Origin of the sequence: Ideonella sp. WA131b (assembly GCA_023657425.1) — a bacterium.
Classification (GTDB): domain Bacteria; phylum Pseudomonadota; class Gammaproteobacteria; order Burkholderiales; family Burkholderiaceae_C; genus Rubrivivax.
Map to the genome: position 1 here is coordinate 80,312 of JAGTJW010000002.1, position 15,735 is coordinate 96,046.

The 15,735-nt window shown below is 70.9% G+C and carries 11 protein-coding genes; 7 read left to right on the forward strand and 4 right to left on the reverse strand.

All coding sequences use genetic code 11. The features are described from left to right. The first annotated feature begins 63 nt into the window (after positions 1-63). Positions 64-5,640: an AMP-binding protein gene (locus tag KA711_10385; protein MCM0609383.1), complete on the forward strand. Its 5,577-nt coding sequence runs from the start codon at positions 64-66 to the stop codon at positions 5,638-5,640. 78 nt (positions 5,641-5,718) lie between these two features. On the opposite strand, the gene KA711_10390 is transcribed toward KA711_10385, so the two are convergent. From KA711_10390 to KA711_10400, 3 genes are read right to left on the reverse strand one after another with little or no spacing between them, the layout of a single operon-like run. Further along, entirely contained in the window at positions 5,719-6,561 is an 843-nt protein-coding gene (locus KA711_10390) for an alpha/beta fold hydrolase (protein ID MCM0609384.1), read from the reverse strand. Between the two features lie 32 nt (positions 6,562-6,593). After that, positions 6,594-7,466 carry an RNA polymerase sigma factor gene (locus tag KA711_10395; protein ID MCM0609385.1) on the reverse strand — a complete coding sequence of 291 codons (873 nt, stop codon included), beginning with the start codon at positions 7,464-7,466 and terminating at the stop codon, positions 6,594-6,596. A gap of 9 nt (positions 7,467-7,475) precedes the next feature. Next, positions 7,476-8,255 carry a hypothetical protein gene (locus KA711_10400; GenBank protein ID MCM0609386.1) on the reverse strand — a complete coding sequence of 260 codons (780 nt, stop codon included), beginning with the start codon at positions 8,253-8,255 and terminating at the stop codon, positions 7,476-7,478. A 683-nt stretch (positions 8,256-8,938) separates the two neighbouring features. Between KA711_10400 and KA711_10405 the strand changes: the two genes are divergently transcribed. Then, positions 8,939-10,708, forward strand: coding sequence for an MCP four helix bundle domain-containing protein (locus KA711_10405; GenBank protein ID MCM0609387.1), 1,770 nt, complete (start codon positions 8,939-8,941; stop codon positions 10,706-10,708). Between the two features lie 142 nt (positions 10,709-10,850). Beyond that, positions 10,851-11,285, forward strand: coding sequence for a chemotaxis protein CheW (locus KA711_10410; protein ID MCM0609388.1), 435 nt, complete (start codon positions 10,851-10,853; stop codon positions 11,283-11,285). A gap of 330 nt (positions 11,286-11,615) precedes the next feature. Here the strand turns inward: KA711_10410 and KA711_10415 are convergent, their stop codons facing one another. Next, the gene (locus KA711_10415; protein ID MCM0609389.1) at positions 11,616-11,909 is read right to left on the reverse strand and encodes a hypothetical protein; all 294 of its coding nucleotides are present in this window, start codon (positions 11,907-11,909) and stop codon (positions 11,616-11,618) included. Between the two features lie 37 nt (positions 11,910-11,946). On the opposite strand from KA711_10415, the gene KA711_10420 reads away from it, so the two are divergent. The 4 genes from KA711_10420 to mtnA all read left to right on the forward strand — a co-directional run bounded on the left by KA711_10420 (position 11,947) and on the right by mtnA (position 15,731). After that, positions 11,947-12,624 carry a hypothetical protein gene (locus tag KA711_10420; GenBank protein MCM0609390.1) on the forward strand — a complete coding sequence of 226 codons (678 nt, stop codon included), beginning with the start codon at positions 11,947-11,949 and terminating at the stop codon, positions 12,622-12,624. Positions 12,625-12,744: 120 nt separating this feature from the next. Then, on the forward strand, positions 12,745-13,698 hold the full coding sequence (gene dusA, locus KA711_10425) for a tRNA dihydrouridine(20/20a) synthase DusA (GenBank protein ID MCM0609391.1): 954 nt from the start codon (positions 12,745-12,747) through the stop codon (positions 13,696-13,698). Between the two features lie 10 nt (positions 13,699-13,708). Then, on the forward strand, positions 13,709-14,617 hold the full coding sequence (locus KA711_10430) for an S-methyl-5'-thioadenosine phosphorylase (GenBank protein ID MCM0609392.1): 909 nt from the start codon (positions 13,709-13,711) through the stop codon (positions 14,615-14,617). A gap of 13 nt (positions 14,618-14,630) precedes the next feature. Next, positions 14,631-15,731 carry an S-methyl-5-thioribose-1-phosphate isomerase gene (mtnA, locus tag KA711_10435; protein MCM0609393.1) on the forward strand — a complete coding sequence of 367 codons (1,101 nt, stop codon included), beginning with the start codon at positions 14,631-14,633 and terminating at the stop codon, positions 15,729-15,731. Positions 15,732-15,735: the final 4 nt, after the last annotated feature.

Sequence of the window (15,735 nt, forward strand, 5' to 3'; positions counted from 1 at the left end):
CGGGATGGCCCGCCGGGCCTCCCGGCCATCGGCCCTCGGGCCGTCATTTCCACAGCCCCAGCGATGACCGAATCGACAGCCTCCGACACCGCCCGCGGCACCACCGAGCCCTTGCCCGTGCCGCCGCCACAGCCGCTGCGCAACCCCCTGCGCACGCGCGCCGACTGGGAGCGCCAGCGCCAGGCCTGCCTGGCCGACCCCGGTGCCTTCCACGGGGCCATCGCCGCACGCGAGATCCACTGGTGGGTGCCCGCCGGGGCCGACCCCGCCATCGGCGCGGGCGGCGCCTGGCTCACGTTCGACGAGGCCGGCGGCACCTGGCGCGGCTGGTGCGCCGCCAGCGCCGGGCCGGTGGCCACCGCGCTGGGTGAGGGCTTCATGCCCTGGGCGCGCGCCTTCGACGACACACAGCCGCCGCACTGGCGCTGGTTCAGCGGCGGCTGCACCAACGCCGGCTTCAACGAGGTCGACCGCCACGTGCTGGCCGGCCACGGCGACGAAGACGCCGTCATCTACGAAGGGGACCGCTGGGACATGGCTGCCGACGGCGGCCGCGGCGCGCCGCTGGAAAGCGAACGCATCAGCCGCCGCCGCCTGCTGCTGGAGACGGCCAAGTGCGCCGTGGCGCTGCGTGCCTTGGGCCTGAAGCCCGGCGACCGCATCGCGCTGAACCTGCCCAACATCCCGCAGCAGCTCTACTGGACCGAGGCCGCCAAGCGGCTGGGCATCGTCTACACGCCGGTGTTCGGCGGCTTCTCCGACAAGACCCTGTCCGACCGCATCCACGACGCCGGTGCCCAGGTGGTGATCACCGCCGACGGCGGCTACCGCATGGCGCAGGTGGTGCCCTACAAGACCGCCTACACCGACCCCGCGCTCGACAACTTCGTGCCGCTGGCCACCGCCCGCGCCGTGGTGGCGGCGCGGCTGCCGACGCTGACCCTGAGCCCGGCGCAGTCGCAGCGCCTGCTGGCTGTGCTGGACGAAGCCCTGGCCGGCGAGGTGACGCTGCTGCGCGGCGACGTGATGCGCGGCGTGGGCCGCGCGCTGGCCGAGCTGGGCCGCGCCGGCCTGGCCGCCGAGGCCGCAGGGCAGGTGCGCGTGGCGCTGGCCGAGGCCCTGGTGCACACACCGCCGCGCGTGCAGACGGTGGTGGTGGTGCGCCACACGGCGCAGCCCGATCTGGTGTGGCGCCCCGAGCGCGACCGCTGGGCCCACGAGCTGACCGACGCCGCGCTCGCCCCGCTGCTGCAGGCCGCGGGCGTGGCCAACGAGGCCGCCATGCTGGCCTTGCCCGCGGCCGAGCTGGTGCGCGCGGTGTGGGCCGTGGTGCCGCCGCTGAAGCTGGATGCCGAGGTGCCGCTCTTCTTCATCTACACCAGCGGCTCCACCGGCAAGCCCAAGGGCGTGGTGCACGTGCACGGCGGCTACACCGCGGGCGTGGCGCACACCATGAAGGTGGCCTTCGACGCCCGCCCCGGCGAGGTGATGTACGTCGTGGCCGACCCCGGCTGGATCACCGGCCAGAGCTACATGATCAGCGCCGCGCTCACCACGCGCGTGACCAGCGTCATGACCGAGGGCGCGCCGGTGTTCCCGCACGCCGGGCGCTTCGCATCGATCATCGAGCGCTACCGCGTGGCCATCTTCAAGGCCGGCGTCACCTTCCTGAAGACGGTGATGACCGACCCGCAGAACGCCCAGGACGTGCAGCGCCACGACATGCGCTCGCTGCGCGTGGCCACCTTCTGCGCCGAGCCCACGAGCCCGGCGGTGCAGCAGTTCGGCATGGGGCTGATGACGCCCTGGTACATCAACAGCTACTGGGCCACCGAGCACGGCGGCATCGCCTGGACGCACTTCTACGGCAACGGCGACTTCCCCCTGCGCGCCGACGCCCACACCTACCCGCTGCCGTGGATCGTGGGCGACGTGCGGATTGAAGACGCCACGGCGCCGGCACCCGCGGCGCTGCCGTTCGCCCCGTTCGCCCGTGCGGCAGGCGAGGGCGGCGCCCCCTGGCGCGAGGCCGCCGCAGGCGAGAAGGGCGAGATCGTCATCGCCGCCCCGTACCCCTACCTGGCGCGCACGGTGTGGGGCGATGCGGAAGGCTTCCGCCTCGAGCCCGCGGGCGCCCATGGCGTGGGCCTGCGCGTGGTGCCCGCCTGGCGCGGCGACGGCGAGCGCTGGCGCAAGACCTACTGGACGCGCTGGCAGGGCGCCTGGGCCTACACGCAGGGCGACTTCGCGGTGCGCCACGCCGACGGCGGCTATTCGCTGCACGGCCGCAGCGACGACGTCATCAACGTCAGCGGCCACCGCATCGGCACCGAAGAGATCGAAGGCGCCATCCTGCGCGACAAGACGCTGGACCCGGATTCGCCCGTGGGCAACGTCATCGTGGTGGGCGCGCCGCACCGCGAGAAGGGGCTCACGCCGCTGGCCTTCGTCAAGCCCGCCGCCGGCCGCCGCCTGAGCCAGGACGACCGCCGCCGCCTGGCCGACCTCGTGCGCCAGGAAAAGGGCGCCGTCGCCGTGCCCGGCGACTTCATCGAGGTGACGCAGTTCCCCGAAACACGCAGCGGCAAATACATGCGCCGCATGGTGCGCGCGCTGGTGGAAGACTTGCCCGTGGGCGACGCGACGACGCTGAAGAACCCGGAGTCCATCGAGGAGCTGGCGCGCGCCATCGGCGCCTGGAAGCGCGCGCAGCAGCTGGCCGACGAGCAGCAGCTCTTCGAGCGCCACCGCTACTTCCGCATCCAGGTCAACGCGATCGCGCCGGGGCGCCGCGTGGCGACCGTGTTCGTCACCAACCCGCCGGTGAACGCACTCAACGAGCGCGCGCTCGACGAGCTCAACCTCGTGGTCGACCACCTGGCGCGGCGCGACGACATGGCCGGCGTGGTGTTCACCGGCGACGGCGGCAGCTTCATCGCCGGGGCCGACATCCGGCAGCTGCTGGAAGAGGTGCGCCACATCGAGCAGGCGCGTGTGCTGCCCCACAACGCGCAGCTCGCCTTCAGCCGCATCGAGGCCATGGCCGCGGCCGGCAAGCCCTGCATCGCCGCCATCAATGGCGTGGCCCTGGGCGGTGGCCTGGAGTTCGCGCTGGCCTGCCACTGGCGCATCGCCGAGCCGGTGGCGCGTTTCGGGCAGCCCGAGATCCGCCTGCGCCTGCTGCCCGGCTACGGCGGCACGCAGCGCCTGCCGCGGCTGCTGCACGCCCGCCGCGGCGCCGCGGGGCTGGTGGATGCGCTGGAGCTGGTGCTGGGCGGGCGTTCGGTGGATGCCGCCACGGCGGCGCAGATGGGCCTGGTGGACGAGCTGGCGCAGGGCGCCGACGACGCGCTTTCGCTGGCACACCAGCGGCTGCGCGAGTTTGTGCGGCACGGCGAAGACTCACCGCTCGGCCGCGCCCTGGCCGCGCGCCGCGCGATGACAGCGCAGTGGGCGCAGCCGCTGCCCGGCCTGCCGGCGGTGCTGGATGCCGCGCTGGCCGACCCCCACCTGCGCAGGGTGCAGGCGCAGCTGGCCTGGGCCGGCCGCGGCACGGCGCGCGACCGTGCGCTCGACGCGCTGGCCACCGGCCTGCGCGAGGGCCTGGCCGCCGGCCTGGCGCGCGAGGCCGAACTGTTTGCGCAGGCCATCGTCGACCCCGAGGGGGGCAAGACCGGCATCGCCGAGTTCATGGACAAGCGCAGCCCGCCGCTGCCCATGCGCCGCGGCGGCGTGCGCCGGCCGGCGCGCGAGCCGGGTCTGGTGGATGAGCTCGTGGCCCAGGGCCAGCTGCTGCCGCTGGGGGCGCCTTTCTTCCCGGGCGTGACGCCGCTGCCGGCCTGGCAGCTTGGCTTTGGCGTCGAACGCGATCCCGACACCGGCGCGCCGCGTTTCGGCCCGCCGCTGGCCAGCGAGGTCGAGCTGCTGTTCCCGGTGCCGCGGCCCGGCCCCAACGAGGCCGTGGTCTACGTGCTGGCGTCTGAAGTGAACTTCAACGACATCTGGGCACTCACCGGCATCCCCGTCTCGGCCTTCGACGGCCACGAGGAAGACATCCAGATCACCGGCAGCGGCGGCGTGGCCTTGGTGGCCGCACTCGGCAGCGAGGCCCGCCGCGAAGGCCGGCTGAAGGTGGGCGACCTCGTTTCCATCTACTCGGGCCAGACCGAGCTGCTCTCGCCGCAGGCCGGGCGCGACCCCATGTTCGCGGCTTTTCGCATCCAGGGCTACGAGAGCGAGACCGGCAGCCACGCGCAGTTCTTGCTCGTGCAGGCGCCGCAGCTGCACCCGGTGCCGGCCGACCTGACGCTGGAGCAGGCCGGCGCCTACACGCTGAACCTGGGCACCGTGAACCGCGCGCTGTTCACCACGCTGCAGGTGCGGCCGGGGCAGACGCTGTTCGTCGAAGGCGCGGCCACCGGCACGGGCCTGGATGCGCTGAAGACCGCCGTGCGCGCCGGGCTGAGCGTGACGGGCGGCGTGTCGAGCGCGGAGCGCGCCGCGGCCGTCGTGCGCGAAGGCGCGGTCGGCGCGCTCGACCGCCGTTCACCAGGCTTTGCAGCGCTGTACACGCCAGTGCCCGAAGGCGAAGAGGCCACCCGTGCCTGGGAGGCTGCCGGCGAGCCGCTGCTGGCGGCCTACCGCGCACTCAATGGCGGGCGCCTGGCCGACTGCGTGGTGTCGCATGCCGGTGAGACGGCGTTTGCGCGCAGCTTCCAGCTGCTGGCCAAGGGCGGCGCGCTGGCCTTCTACGGCGCCAGCTCGGGCTATCACTTCAGCTTCGTGGGCAAGGCCGGCCACGCCACGCCCGAGGCCATGCTGGCCCAGGCGCAGGCCCAGGCGGGCGAGTCGGTGCTGCTGTACTACGGCATCGACGGCCCGGCCCTGCTGGACGCCACCGGCCTGGCCATGCTCGAGGCCCTGCGCGCGATGGGCGCGCGCACGGTGGTGGCCTGCGCCAGCGACGCGCAGCGCGAGTTCGTGCAGTCGCTGGGCTTCGAAGACGCGCTGGCCGGCGTCGTCTCGCTCGAAGAAGTGCAGCGCCGCGCCGGCCTCGCCTTCCACTGGCCCCGCAGCATGCCGCGCCTGCCCGACGCCCGGGGCGACACCGAGGCCTTCAAGCAGGCCGTGCGCGACTTCCAGGAGAAGACGCTCAAACCTTTCGGCAACGCCGTGGGCGCCGCGCTGCGCAGCCCCGACAACCCGCGCGGCGCGCCCGATCTCGTCATCGAGCGCGCCGGGCACGATGCGCTGGGCGTGTCGACGGCGCTGGTGAAGCCCTACACCGGCCGCGTCGTCTACTTCGAGAGCCTGGCGCACCGCCGCTACAGCTTCTACGCGCCGCAGGTGTGGACGCGGCAGCGCCGCATCCTCATGCCGACGGCCCACATCCTGGGCACGCACCTGTGCAACGCCTTTGAAGTGACGCGCATGAACGACCGCATCGCCGCCGGGCTGCTGGCGGTGACCGAACCGACCGTGGTGCCCTGGGCGCAGCTGCCGCAGGCCCACCAGGCCATGTGGGACAACGCCCACGCCGGTGCCACCTACCTCGTCAACCACGCGCTGCCGGCCCTGGGCCTGCGCGGGCGCGATGCGCTGCTGGAGCGCTGGGCGGCGGGCGAGCGGGCAACTCCTTGAGCAAACCGAGACCCTCGGCCCGCGCTCGAGAAGGCGTTTCCGTCGCCAAGAGGCCGAACGCGACAATCTCTGGCGTCCTCAATCCAGCGCCAGCGCCATCCTTGGCCACAGCGCCCTTTCGGCTGCTCGGCGAAACGCCCCGACGTGGCCGATGTCCCGCATGCCGACATCGCCGGGCGAGAGCACTTGCACGACCGCTGGGGCATGGGGCATGGCCGCCAGCAGCTTGCGCGTGCACGCCTCGGTCATCGTGTCGTCGTCGGTGAAGCTGAAGGCCTGGATCGGGAAGCGGGCCGACCGCAGGCTGTCCCGCACCAGCTCGGGCTGCGCACCCCATGCGAAATCGGGGTGACGGCACCAGCGCATCCACTGGCGGGCTGCGGGTCCCGGCAGATCGCTGACCATCCGTAGACGCCGCCCCGGAAAGTACCCCAGCAGCGGCGTGAGCAGCGGCCCGGCCAGGTGCAGCATCAGCGGCGCCAAGCGCCGACTGGGTGCGGCCCAATCGCGCCAGTAGCCCGATCCCGCGGCCACCGAAACCGCCACGCGCAGGCGAGCCTGCGCAGCCGCCTCCGTCATCGCGGCGTGGTGCATGCCCAGGCTGTGGCCGATCAGCGCGATCGGCCGGCCACCGGCGCGGTCTGACAGGGCGTGTACGGCAGCAGAGAAGTCCTGCCGGGCCCAGGTCAGCATGTCGGCGTCCAGCCCACGCAGCGAGCGCATCCCGGGTGGGCGAGACAAGCCCATGCCTCGCAAATCAAAAGTCATCACGCGGTACCCCCGGGCGGCCAGCCAAGTGGCGAAGGGCGCGTAGAAGCGCTGGGGGATTCCCAGGCCGCCAGCCACCAGCACCGCGTCGTAGCTCAGACCCGCAGGCTCGAACATGCGGGCTTGAAGCGCCGTGCCGTCGCGGGCTGTCAAGATCCAGGGCGTTCCCGCCGCCTCGTTCTGGTTCACTGCGGTAACCCGCGCTGAAGAAAGCCTTCCTGTGTCAGCACTGCGCGGATCGCCGCCAGCATCGCCGTGGGCGCTGCGGCCGCCTGACGGGCTCGAAAGAGCGCAGCTGCATCGCCAACCCGCACGAATGCGTCGAATGCTCGCTCGGCCTGTGCCCGCTCCTGCCGAGTCGATGCCTCTGCGCTCCCGTTGCGTGGCCCCGGGGGCCGCAAATGCCGCAACGCCGGCAGCTGCCGTTCGCACCGGCAGGCCGCCTTTTCGCTCACCAGCCCGCACTGGCCGCGCGTGAAGTCGGCCAGCCGCGCACGGCTACGGGACAGCCTCTTTCGGTAGGCAGCGGGCGTGACCCCCACCACTTCGGCGGCCACGGTTGACGGCAGATCGAACACCGTGTCGAGCACGTAGACCAGCCGGTCTTCGCGGTCCAGCGCCATCAGCATGTTCTGCGTGCAGGACAGCGCCAGCTCGCGCGCCTCGAGCTTGTCCTGGGGCGTCAGCGCAAAGGGCCCGCCTTGGGCGTGGGTCAATCGCTCGGACAAGGCGAGCCCGGCCCCCAGTTTCTCGGCAAGGGCGTCCAGCGACAGCACCGGCGCCTCGGCAGCCGAGGTACGCGCCGTGATCAGGTGGTTGTGCGCCACGCGCCACACCCAGGTGGTGAAGGCTGCCTCGCCCCGAAAACCGCCCAGGTTCGTGACGATCTTGAGCAGGATCTCCTGCGTGGCGTCGGCGGCGTCGTCGCGGTGCCCCAGCACACGCAACGCCAGGTTGAACACCCCGGGCTGCAGCGAAGTCAGCAGCCGGTCGAGCGCGGCCAGATCGCCCTGCTGAGCGGCTGCCAGGGTCTCGGGCGACGGTGCGGTGATCTTCATGGCAGTGACTCAGAGCCCGGGCACGGCAGGCTGGTTGGCGGCGAGTTTGCTTGGGGTGAGGATGGCCGTGTCGAACCACTCCAGGGTCGCGTCGGTGCCGTAGGTCGCTCGGACGCGCTCCTTCCAGGCAGCATTGAACCATTGCTCGGCTGCGGCCTGGTCCTTCCAGAGGTAGATGCCGCCAAACCGGCCGTCTTCGGTGATGATGAAATACTTTCGCAACAGGCCCGGCACGGCACGGTAGGTGGGGATGGCGGCCTGGAATTCCTGCACCAGCCGGGCCTTGCCGATGCCGGCGGGTGTCGGGATGGTGACCAGGGTCGAGACGCTGGCGCCGTCCATTTGCGCCGGTGTTCCGCCGGGCGTGTTGTCGATGGCCACCGGCACTTCGTAGAACCGCACCTGGCCTTTGGCGCCGCGTTCCTTCTCGACGCGTTCGAACCACGCGGGGTTGAACCAGGCGCGCGCGCTGGCCAGGTCCTTCCAAAGGTACAGCCCGCCGTAGTGACCGTCGGCCTGGGCGATGGCGTAGGCCTTGAACGACAGCCCGGGGATGGAGTCGTAAGTCGGGGCGGTCTCGCGCATCCGGCGCCACACCAGCATCTTGGGCGCGTACCACGGGGTGGGCACCTTCACGATTGCAGCCACGGCCGAGGTGGTTGCATAGCCTTCGCCGCCCTGGGCCTGGGCCGACGCAGCGGGTACGAGCAGCGCGGCGCCGGTGCTCAGGGATGCCAGCAGGCGCAGTGGACCTCGGCGGCGGGTGAGCTCGCGTGGGCTTGTCGACATGGCGTGTCCTCGGGTGGTCACGCGGGCAGGATCGTCCGCGTTGATTCCTTGGACAGGAAATCCGACACCGCTGTGACCGGCGCGGCCACGACCCGCAGATCCTGGCGTCAGCGTCGAGGGGATCTCACAGGACCACAGCATCAACACCGATCAGCAGTTGGGGCAACGGCCTCGTGTTGCGGATCATGAAGCCCATGGCCAAGACAGCAGGGGTGGTCGGAGGCTCTCCCGGTTCGGGAAACGGTCAAGCCAGGCCGCTGAAGTCCTCGCCGCGAAAGAAGTGGCCACCGATGAAGCCCGTGCCAAGCCCATAGGCGATGCCCCCATCGACGCCTTCCGGCCAGCCACTGACTTTGGCTCTGCCAGGGGCCAGAGCCACCGCCCGCGTTCCCAGGAATCTCGCCTGGCCAGAACTGTCGGCGCGGACTTGACTGAGGATCGCTCGGCCGAAGCCGACCGCGGCACGAGCCCGCCGGGCCAGGCAACAGAGCTGGAGAGCCACGGCGCGCCGGGTGGCTCCGCACAGAGCACGGTGCGAGAACTCTCCAGGCAACCACAGCCGCCCATCAAGAGTGGCATCGTCGATCGCTTATCGAGAGTCGCCATCGCTCTGGCTCAAGTTTCTGAGGCTCTGCGACGAAAACACATGGAATCTCAACCCTTGGATCTCGGACGCAAGCCCCATGAAACTCTCGACCTTGACCATCGGCCGTCGACTTCAGCTCGGCTTCGGCATCATCCTGGCGATCCTTGCCGCAGTGGCTGGCACTGCGATGTTGAGAGTGGGAGCCATCGAGGCGGCCCTGAAGTCCAACAGCCAGGAACACACCCACATTCAGCGCTACGCCATCAATTTCCGCGGATCGGCGCATGACCGCGCCATTGCCGCACGCGACTACGTGCTGGCCGCCTCCGCAGAATTGCGGCAGAAAGAAGCGGCCACCATCGACGCGTTGGCCAAGTTCTATGCCGATTCGGCCCAGCCGCTGGAAAAGTTGATCGGCCAGTCTGCAGACGGTGCCGAGCTCCAGCGGCTGTATGGCGCCATCAAGGAGATCGAGAGCGAGTCGGTCGCCACCACCAAGGCCTTGATCGCCGCCGTTGACCAGGGTGACGCCGCAACCGCCCAGACACTCTTGTGGTCCAAAGCGAAACCGCAGTACGAGCAATGGCTGGCGTCGATCAACAAGCTGATCGACTTTGAAGAGGCGAAAGTCCAGACCCACAACAAGATCGCGCTTGAAGAGGCTGCCGGCTTTCGTGCCGTCATGCTGACGGCATTGGCGCTGGCCCTGGGTTGCGGCATCGGCATGGCCTGGGTCATCTCTCGCAGCATCGTCTCGCAGCTGGGTGCCGAGCCGGCTGCCCTGGGCGAAGCGGCCCACCGCGTTGCCGCAGGCGACCTGAGCAGCGTGCCTGGCGCGGCTCAGGCTCCGGCCGGCAGCGTGCTGGCGTCCCTGGGCGCGATGCAGGAAGCCCTGGCACGCGTCGTCGGCCAGGTGCGCCAGGCCTCCGAGTCGATCGCTACGGGCTCGACCGAGATCGCCAATGGCAACTCGGACCTGTCCCAACGCACGGAGTTGCAGGCGGGCAACCTGCAGCAGACCGCGGCCACCATGGAGCAACTGGGCACCACGGTTCGCAACAACGCCGACAGTGCCAAGCAGGCGAATCAGCTGGCGCAGAGCGCCTCAGCCGTGGCGGCGCAAGGCGGGGAAGTGGTGGGCAAGGTGGTCACCACGATGCAGGGCATCAACGACAGCAGCCGCAAGATTGGCGACATCATCAGCGTCATCGACGGCATTGCCTTCCAGACCAACATCCTGGCCCTGAACGCGGCGGTCGAGGCCGCACGGGCCGGTGAGCAAGGTCGCGGCTTTGCCGTCGTGGCGTCCGAAGTGCGCAGCCTGGCCCAACGCAGCGCCGAGGCAGCCAAGGAGATCAAGACCCTCATCGGCCGCAGCGTCGAGCAGGTGGAGCAAGGCACGGTGCTGGTCGACCAGGCGGGCAAGACGATGGGGGAGATCGTGGGTTCGATCCAGCGCGTCAGCGGCATCGTCGCTGAGATCACCTCGGCCACGGTCGAGCAAAGCTCTGGCGTCCGGCAAGTCGGCGAGGCCGTCAGCCAGATGGACCAGGCCACGCAGCAGAACGCCGCGCTCGTGGAGGAGAGCGCCGCCGCCGCCGAAAGCCTGAGGGGCCAGGCACAGCAACTGGTGCAGGCCGTCGCGGTGTTCAAGCTGTCCCATGAATCGCATGCGGGTGCAGCCTACGCAGCACAGCCGGCAGCCAACGCGCCCAGCGGCGAGCGCCGCGGCCCTCACCGGGCCACGAACGTCACCCGTCCGGCGTTCGAGGCAAGACCGGCTGCGGCATCGGCGCCGGCCGGCGAGCCGAGCAAGGGGGCCTGCGCCCCGGAAAAAACGGGCACCGACGACTGGGCGTCGTTCTGAGCTCGGCCCGCCTGATCACAACCGATCCCGGCACCCCAAGGAGTCCGAAGTGACCTCGGTCCTCGACGAACAGAAGGTCGTGACACCTGGCCCGACGCCGGCGGTTACGGCATCCACCACAGCGGCTGAACGTGCGGCAGCGATGCCCAACGAGTTCCTGAGCTTTCGGCTTGGCGGTGAAGAGTACGGCATCGACATCCTGCGCGTGCAGGAGATCCGCAGCTACGAATCGCCCACGCGCATTGCCAATGCGCCCCACTTCATCAAGGGTGTGGTGAACCTGCGCGGTGTGATCGTGCCCATAGTCGATCTGCGCCTCAAGCTTGCCTGCGAGACGGCCGAGTACACCGACTTCACCGTCGTCATCGTGTTGAACCTGCTTGGACGGGTGATGGGCGTGGTGGTTGATTCGGTGTCCGACGTCTTGGCGCTGGGCGCGGACAGCATCAGACCTGCGCCTCAGATGACCACGTCGGTGGATGCCGGCTGCATCATGGGCATGGGCTGCGTCAGAACTGGCGATGTCGAGCGCATGCTGATCCTGACCGACATCGAATCGCTGCTGGGGAACACCTAATGGGGGCCGCCGGACGCCAAGCATCACTGATCACTCGCTGAGTTCCGTGCTTGGCCGCCGACGCCAACGCGCTCAGTCGATCGACTCCCGGCGACGGCGACGACTCCCCATGAGCCCCGGCGCCGCAATGCCACCAACAACTGCAGCCACGAAGGCCCAGCGACCGAGAGCTACCCCAAGCGGCACGCCACACTCGGCACAGCGCAAGCTGATCGGTTTCGAGGTCTCGCAGAATCGTCGGCGGCAGGGCACTTTGTGCGGCGGGACGCTACAGTCGTGCACGGTCCCAGCCTTCAGGCCCGGACAGCCGCTGGCAGGGAGGGCCGCATGTCAGAGATCTGGATCGAGGATTTTCACGACCCAGCCGATGGCGAAGACTGGCTTCCGGCGTTCAATCGCGCGCAGGCCGCCCACGGCAGCTTCGCCACGGATACGGCGCTGGCCCAGGCCGCACCGTTCTATGCCTTCCGGGGATTCACGCTGCGCTTCGGGCCGCGCAGCGATCGCTTCTCCGGGCCGATCGAGCTGCGTTGCCCGATGGCGCTGGTGGGCAGCGGGGGCCTGTCCAGCTACGCGGGCAGCATCCTGATGTTTCCCAAAGGCGTGCGCGGCATCATCGTGCACGGGGCCAACACCATCCGTCACGCCAAATCTGCAGGCGTTGGTGGAGGACCAGGATGCCCAAGCGCTGTTCGACCGCCTGACGCAGTACCACGCCAGCCTTCTGGCCGAGTCACGGCTGATCGCCGCCGAGGTCGACCGGCAACTGCTCGCTGCCGGGCAAGAGCCGGCCGCAGAACACCTGTGCGCCGTGATGTTCGACAACCCCTATGGCGCAGGCGGGAATGTGCTCATGAACGTGTATGCCGAATCCAACGGCCCCGGCGCCGGTGAAGTGCACCAGGTCGGCCAGGTCAACCTGTGCCTCAACAGCCCCGCGATCAGCAATGGCAGCGAGGCCATGGGTTTTTCCACCCAGGACTTCAAGGCCAGCATCGATGGCGGCGTGCTGGCCGCCACCAGCGGGCTTGAGGCCTCCGGGCCCATCAGCGCCTCCGGGCCCATCAGCAGCGAGGCGGACATCCGCAGCGGAGCCGACATCCATGCAGCGGGTGATCTGGCGGGCGGCAGCCTGGCGCTGCGCGCGCTGTCGGGCCATGGGCCCGAGGTTCGCATCACGGCCGGCGGGCTGCCCCGCGGGCCCCAGGCGCCGCGTGCCGCCGTGGGCGACATCGTGCTCAACACCGATCCCCGCATCGGCCAGCCCATCGGCTGGGTGATGACGGCGCAAGGCTGGGCGCGTTTTGGCCCGATCAGCCGGGAGACGCGGGTGATCTGATCCACGCGGTGCGGGCCAAGACCGCATCGCCCGCGCGGCCCCTGCCGCTGCCGAGTACCCGACACGAGACGCCCCTTGACTGCCCCCTTCGCGCATCCCTGGCGCCTGTCCGTCGCCCCGATGATGGACTGGACGGATCGCCATTGCCGCGTGCTGCACCGGCTCATCACCCGCCACACGCGGCTGTACACCGAGATGGTGACCACGGGTGCGCTGCTGCACGGCGACGTGCCGCGCCACCTGGACTACAGCGAGGCCGAGCACCCGGTGGCGCTGCAGCTCGGCGGCAGCGAGCCCGAAGACCTGGCCGCTTGCGCCAGGCTGGCCGAGCGCTGGGGCTACGACGAGGTCAACCTCAACTGCGGCTGCCCGAGCGAGCGCGTGCAGCGGGGCGCCTTCGGGGCCTGCCTGATGGCGGAGCCCGTGCTCGTGGCCGATGGCGTGGCCGCGATGCGCGAGGCCTGCACGCTGCCGGTGACGGTGAAACACCGCATCGGCATCGACCGCGGCGATAGCTACGACGTCGTGCGCGATTTTGTCGGCACCGTGCACCGGCGCGGCGGCTGCACAGTGTTCATCGTGCACGCGCGCAATGCCTGGCTGCAAGGCCTGAGCCCCAAGGAGAACCGCGAGATCCCGCCCCTGCGCTACGAACGGGTGCACCGTCTCAAGCGCGACTTCCCGGCGCTCACCATCGCGATCAACGGCGGGCTGACCAACGACGAGGCGCTGGCCGAACAGCTGCAGCATGTCGACGGCGCCATGGTCGGCCGCCACGCCTACCACGAGCCCTGGGCGATGGCCGGCTGGGACACGCGCTTTCTGGGCGCCTCCGCGCCCGCCGTCGGCACGCGCGAGGCTGTGGAAGAGGCCTTTGTGGCCTACATGGAAGGCCTGGCCGGGCAGGGCACGCCCTGGTCGCATGCCAGCCGCCACCTGCTGGGCCTGTACAACGGCCAGCCCGGCGCGCGGCGCTGGCGCCAGGTGTGGAGCGACCACCGCCTCAAGGGCGAGCGCCCGAGCACCGTGATGCGCCTGGCCCGCGAAGCCATGGCCGCACGGGCGCTGGCCTAACATCGCCGGCATGAGCGAACCGTCTTCTCCCGCGCCCGTGCTGGGCATCATCGGCGGCAGCGGCCTGTACGACCTGCCGGGCCTCGTCGACACCCGCTGGGTCGAGGTCGACACGCCCTGGGGCGCACCGTCCGACGCCATCTTCCGTGGCCGGCTGGTCACCGAGGCCGGCAGCGCCGAGCTGGCCTTTCTGCCACGCCACGGCCGCGGGCACCGCATCCCGCCGTCCGAGGTGAACTACCGCGCCAACGTGGCCGCGCTCAAGAGCCTGGGCGTGACCGACATCCTGTCGCTCTCGGCCGTGGGGAGCTTGCGCGCCGACCTCCCGCCGGGCAGCTTTGTGATCGTCGACCAGTTCATCGACCGCACCGCGCAGCGCCCGAGCAGCTTCTTCGGCCGCGGGCTCGTGGCCCATGTCTCGATGGCCGACCCGGTGTGCCCGCGTCTGGGCGACCCTGTCGGGCGTGCGCTGCAGCGCCAGGGCGTGCGCCACGTGCGCGGCGGCACCTACCTGTGCATCGAGGGGCCGCAGTTCAGCACCCGCGCCGAGAGCGCGCTGTACCGGTCGTGGAACTGCAGCGTCATCGGCATGACCAACCTGCCCGAGGCCAAGCTCGCGCGCGAGGCCGAGATCTGCTATGCCAGCGTCGGCATGGTCACCGACTTCGACTGCTGGCACCCGGCGCACGACGCGGTGACGGTGGACGCGGTGATCCAGGTGCTGCTGGCCAATGCCGGTGCCGCGCGCACCCTGGTGGCCGGCCTGGCGCACGATGTGACGCACGACCCCGAGGCCGCCGCCTGCCCCTGCCGCACAGCGCTGGAGCACGCGCTGATCACCGCACCCGAGGCGCGCGACCCGGCGATGGTGAACATGCTCTCGGGCATCGCCGGCCGCGTGCTGGGCCGTGCAGCCTGAGCCCGGCGTGACCATGCCCGGCGGCTACTCCCCGGCCACGCTGCGCCCCCTGGCCGTGGCCCCCGGCGGCGACGCCGTGGTGGTGATCGACCAGCGCCTCTTGCCGCACCGCCTGGCCTTCGAGACCCTGGCCACGCCCGAGGCCGTGCACCACGCCATCCGCGAGATGGTGGTGCGCGGCGCACCGCTCATCGGCGCCACCGCCGCCTATGGCCTGGCGCTGGCCTTGCGTGCCGATGCGGGCGACGCCGCACTCGAGGCCCAGACCACGTGGCTGAAGGCCGCGCGCCCCACGGCCGTGAACCTGGCCTGGGCGCTGGACCGCGTGGCGCAGCACGTGCGGGCGCTGCCGGTGGCCGCACGCGCCGCAGCCGCCTGGGCGCTGGCCGGCGCCATCGCCGACGAGGACGTGGCGGTCAACCGCCGCATCGGCGAGCACGGCCTGCCGCTGCTGCGCGACATCGCGGCACGCCGGGGCGTGGGCCCAGGCCGCCCGCTGAACGTGCTCACGCACTGCAACGCCGGCTGGCTGGCCACCGTGGGCTGGGGCACGGCCACCTCGCCCCTCTACCAGGCCCATGCCGCGGGCCTGCCGCTGCACGTGTGGGTGGACGAGACACGCCCGCGCAACCAGGGCGCCGGCCTCACGGCCTGGGAGCTGGGCCAAGCCGGCGTGCCGCACACACTGGTGGCCGACAACGCGGGCGGCCATCTGATGCAGCACGGGCAGGTGGACCTCGTCATCGTCGGCTGCGACCGCGTCACCGCACGCGGCGACGTCTGCAACAAGATCGGCACCTACCTCAAGGCGCTGGCGGCGCACGACAACGGCGTGCCCTTCTTCGTGGCCATGCCCACCTCGACGCTCGATCTGGCCGTGGCCGACGGCCTGGGCGAGATCCCCATCGAGGAGCGGCGCGCCCGAGAAGTCACGCACCTGGCGGGCCGCACCGCGGCGGGCGAGGTGGTGGAGGTGGCCATCGCCCCCGAGGGCACGCCCGCCGCCAACCCTGCGTTCGATGTGACGCCGGCCCGGCTGGTGTCGGCTTTGGTCACCGAGCGCGGGGTGGTGCCTGCCGCCGAGGCAGCGCTGCGGGCGTTGATGGCCACATGAACAC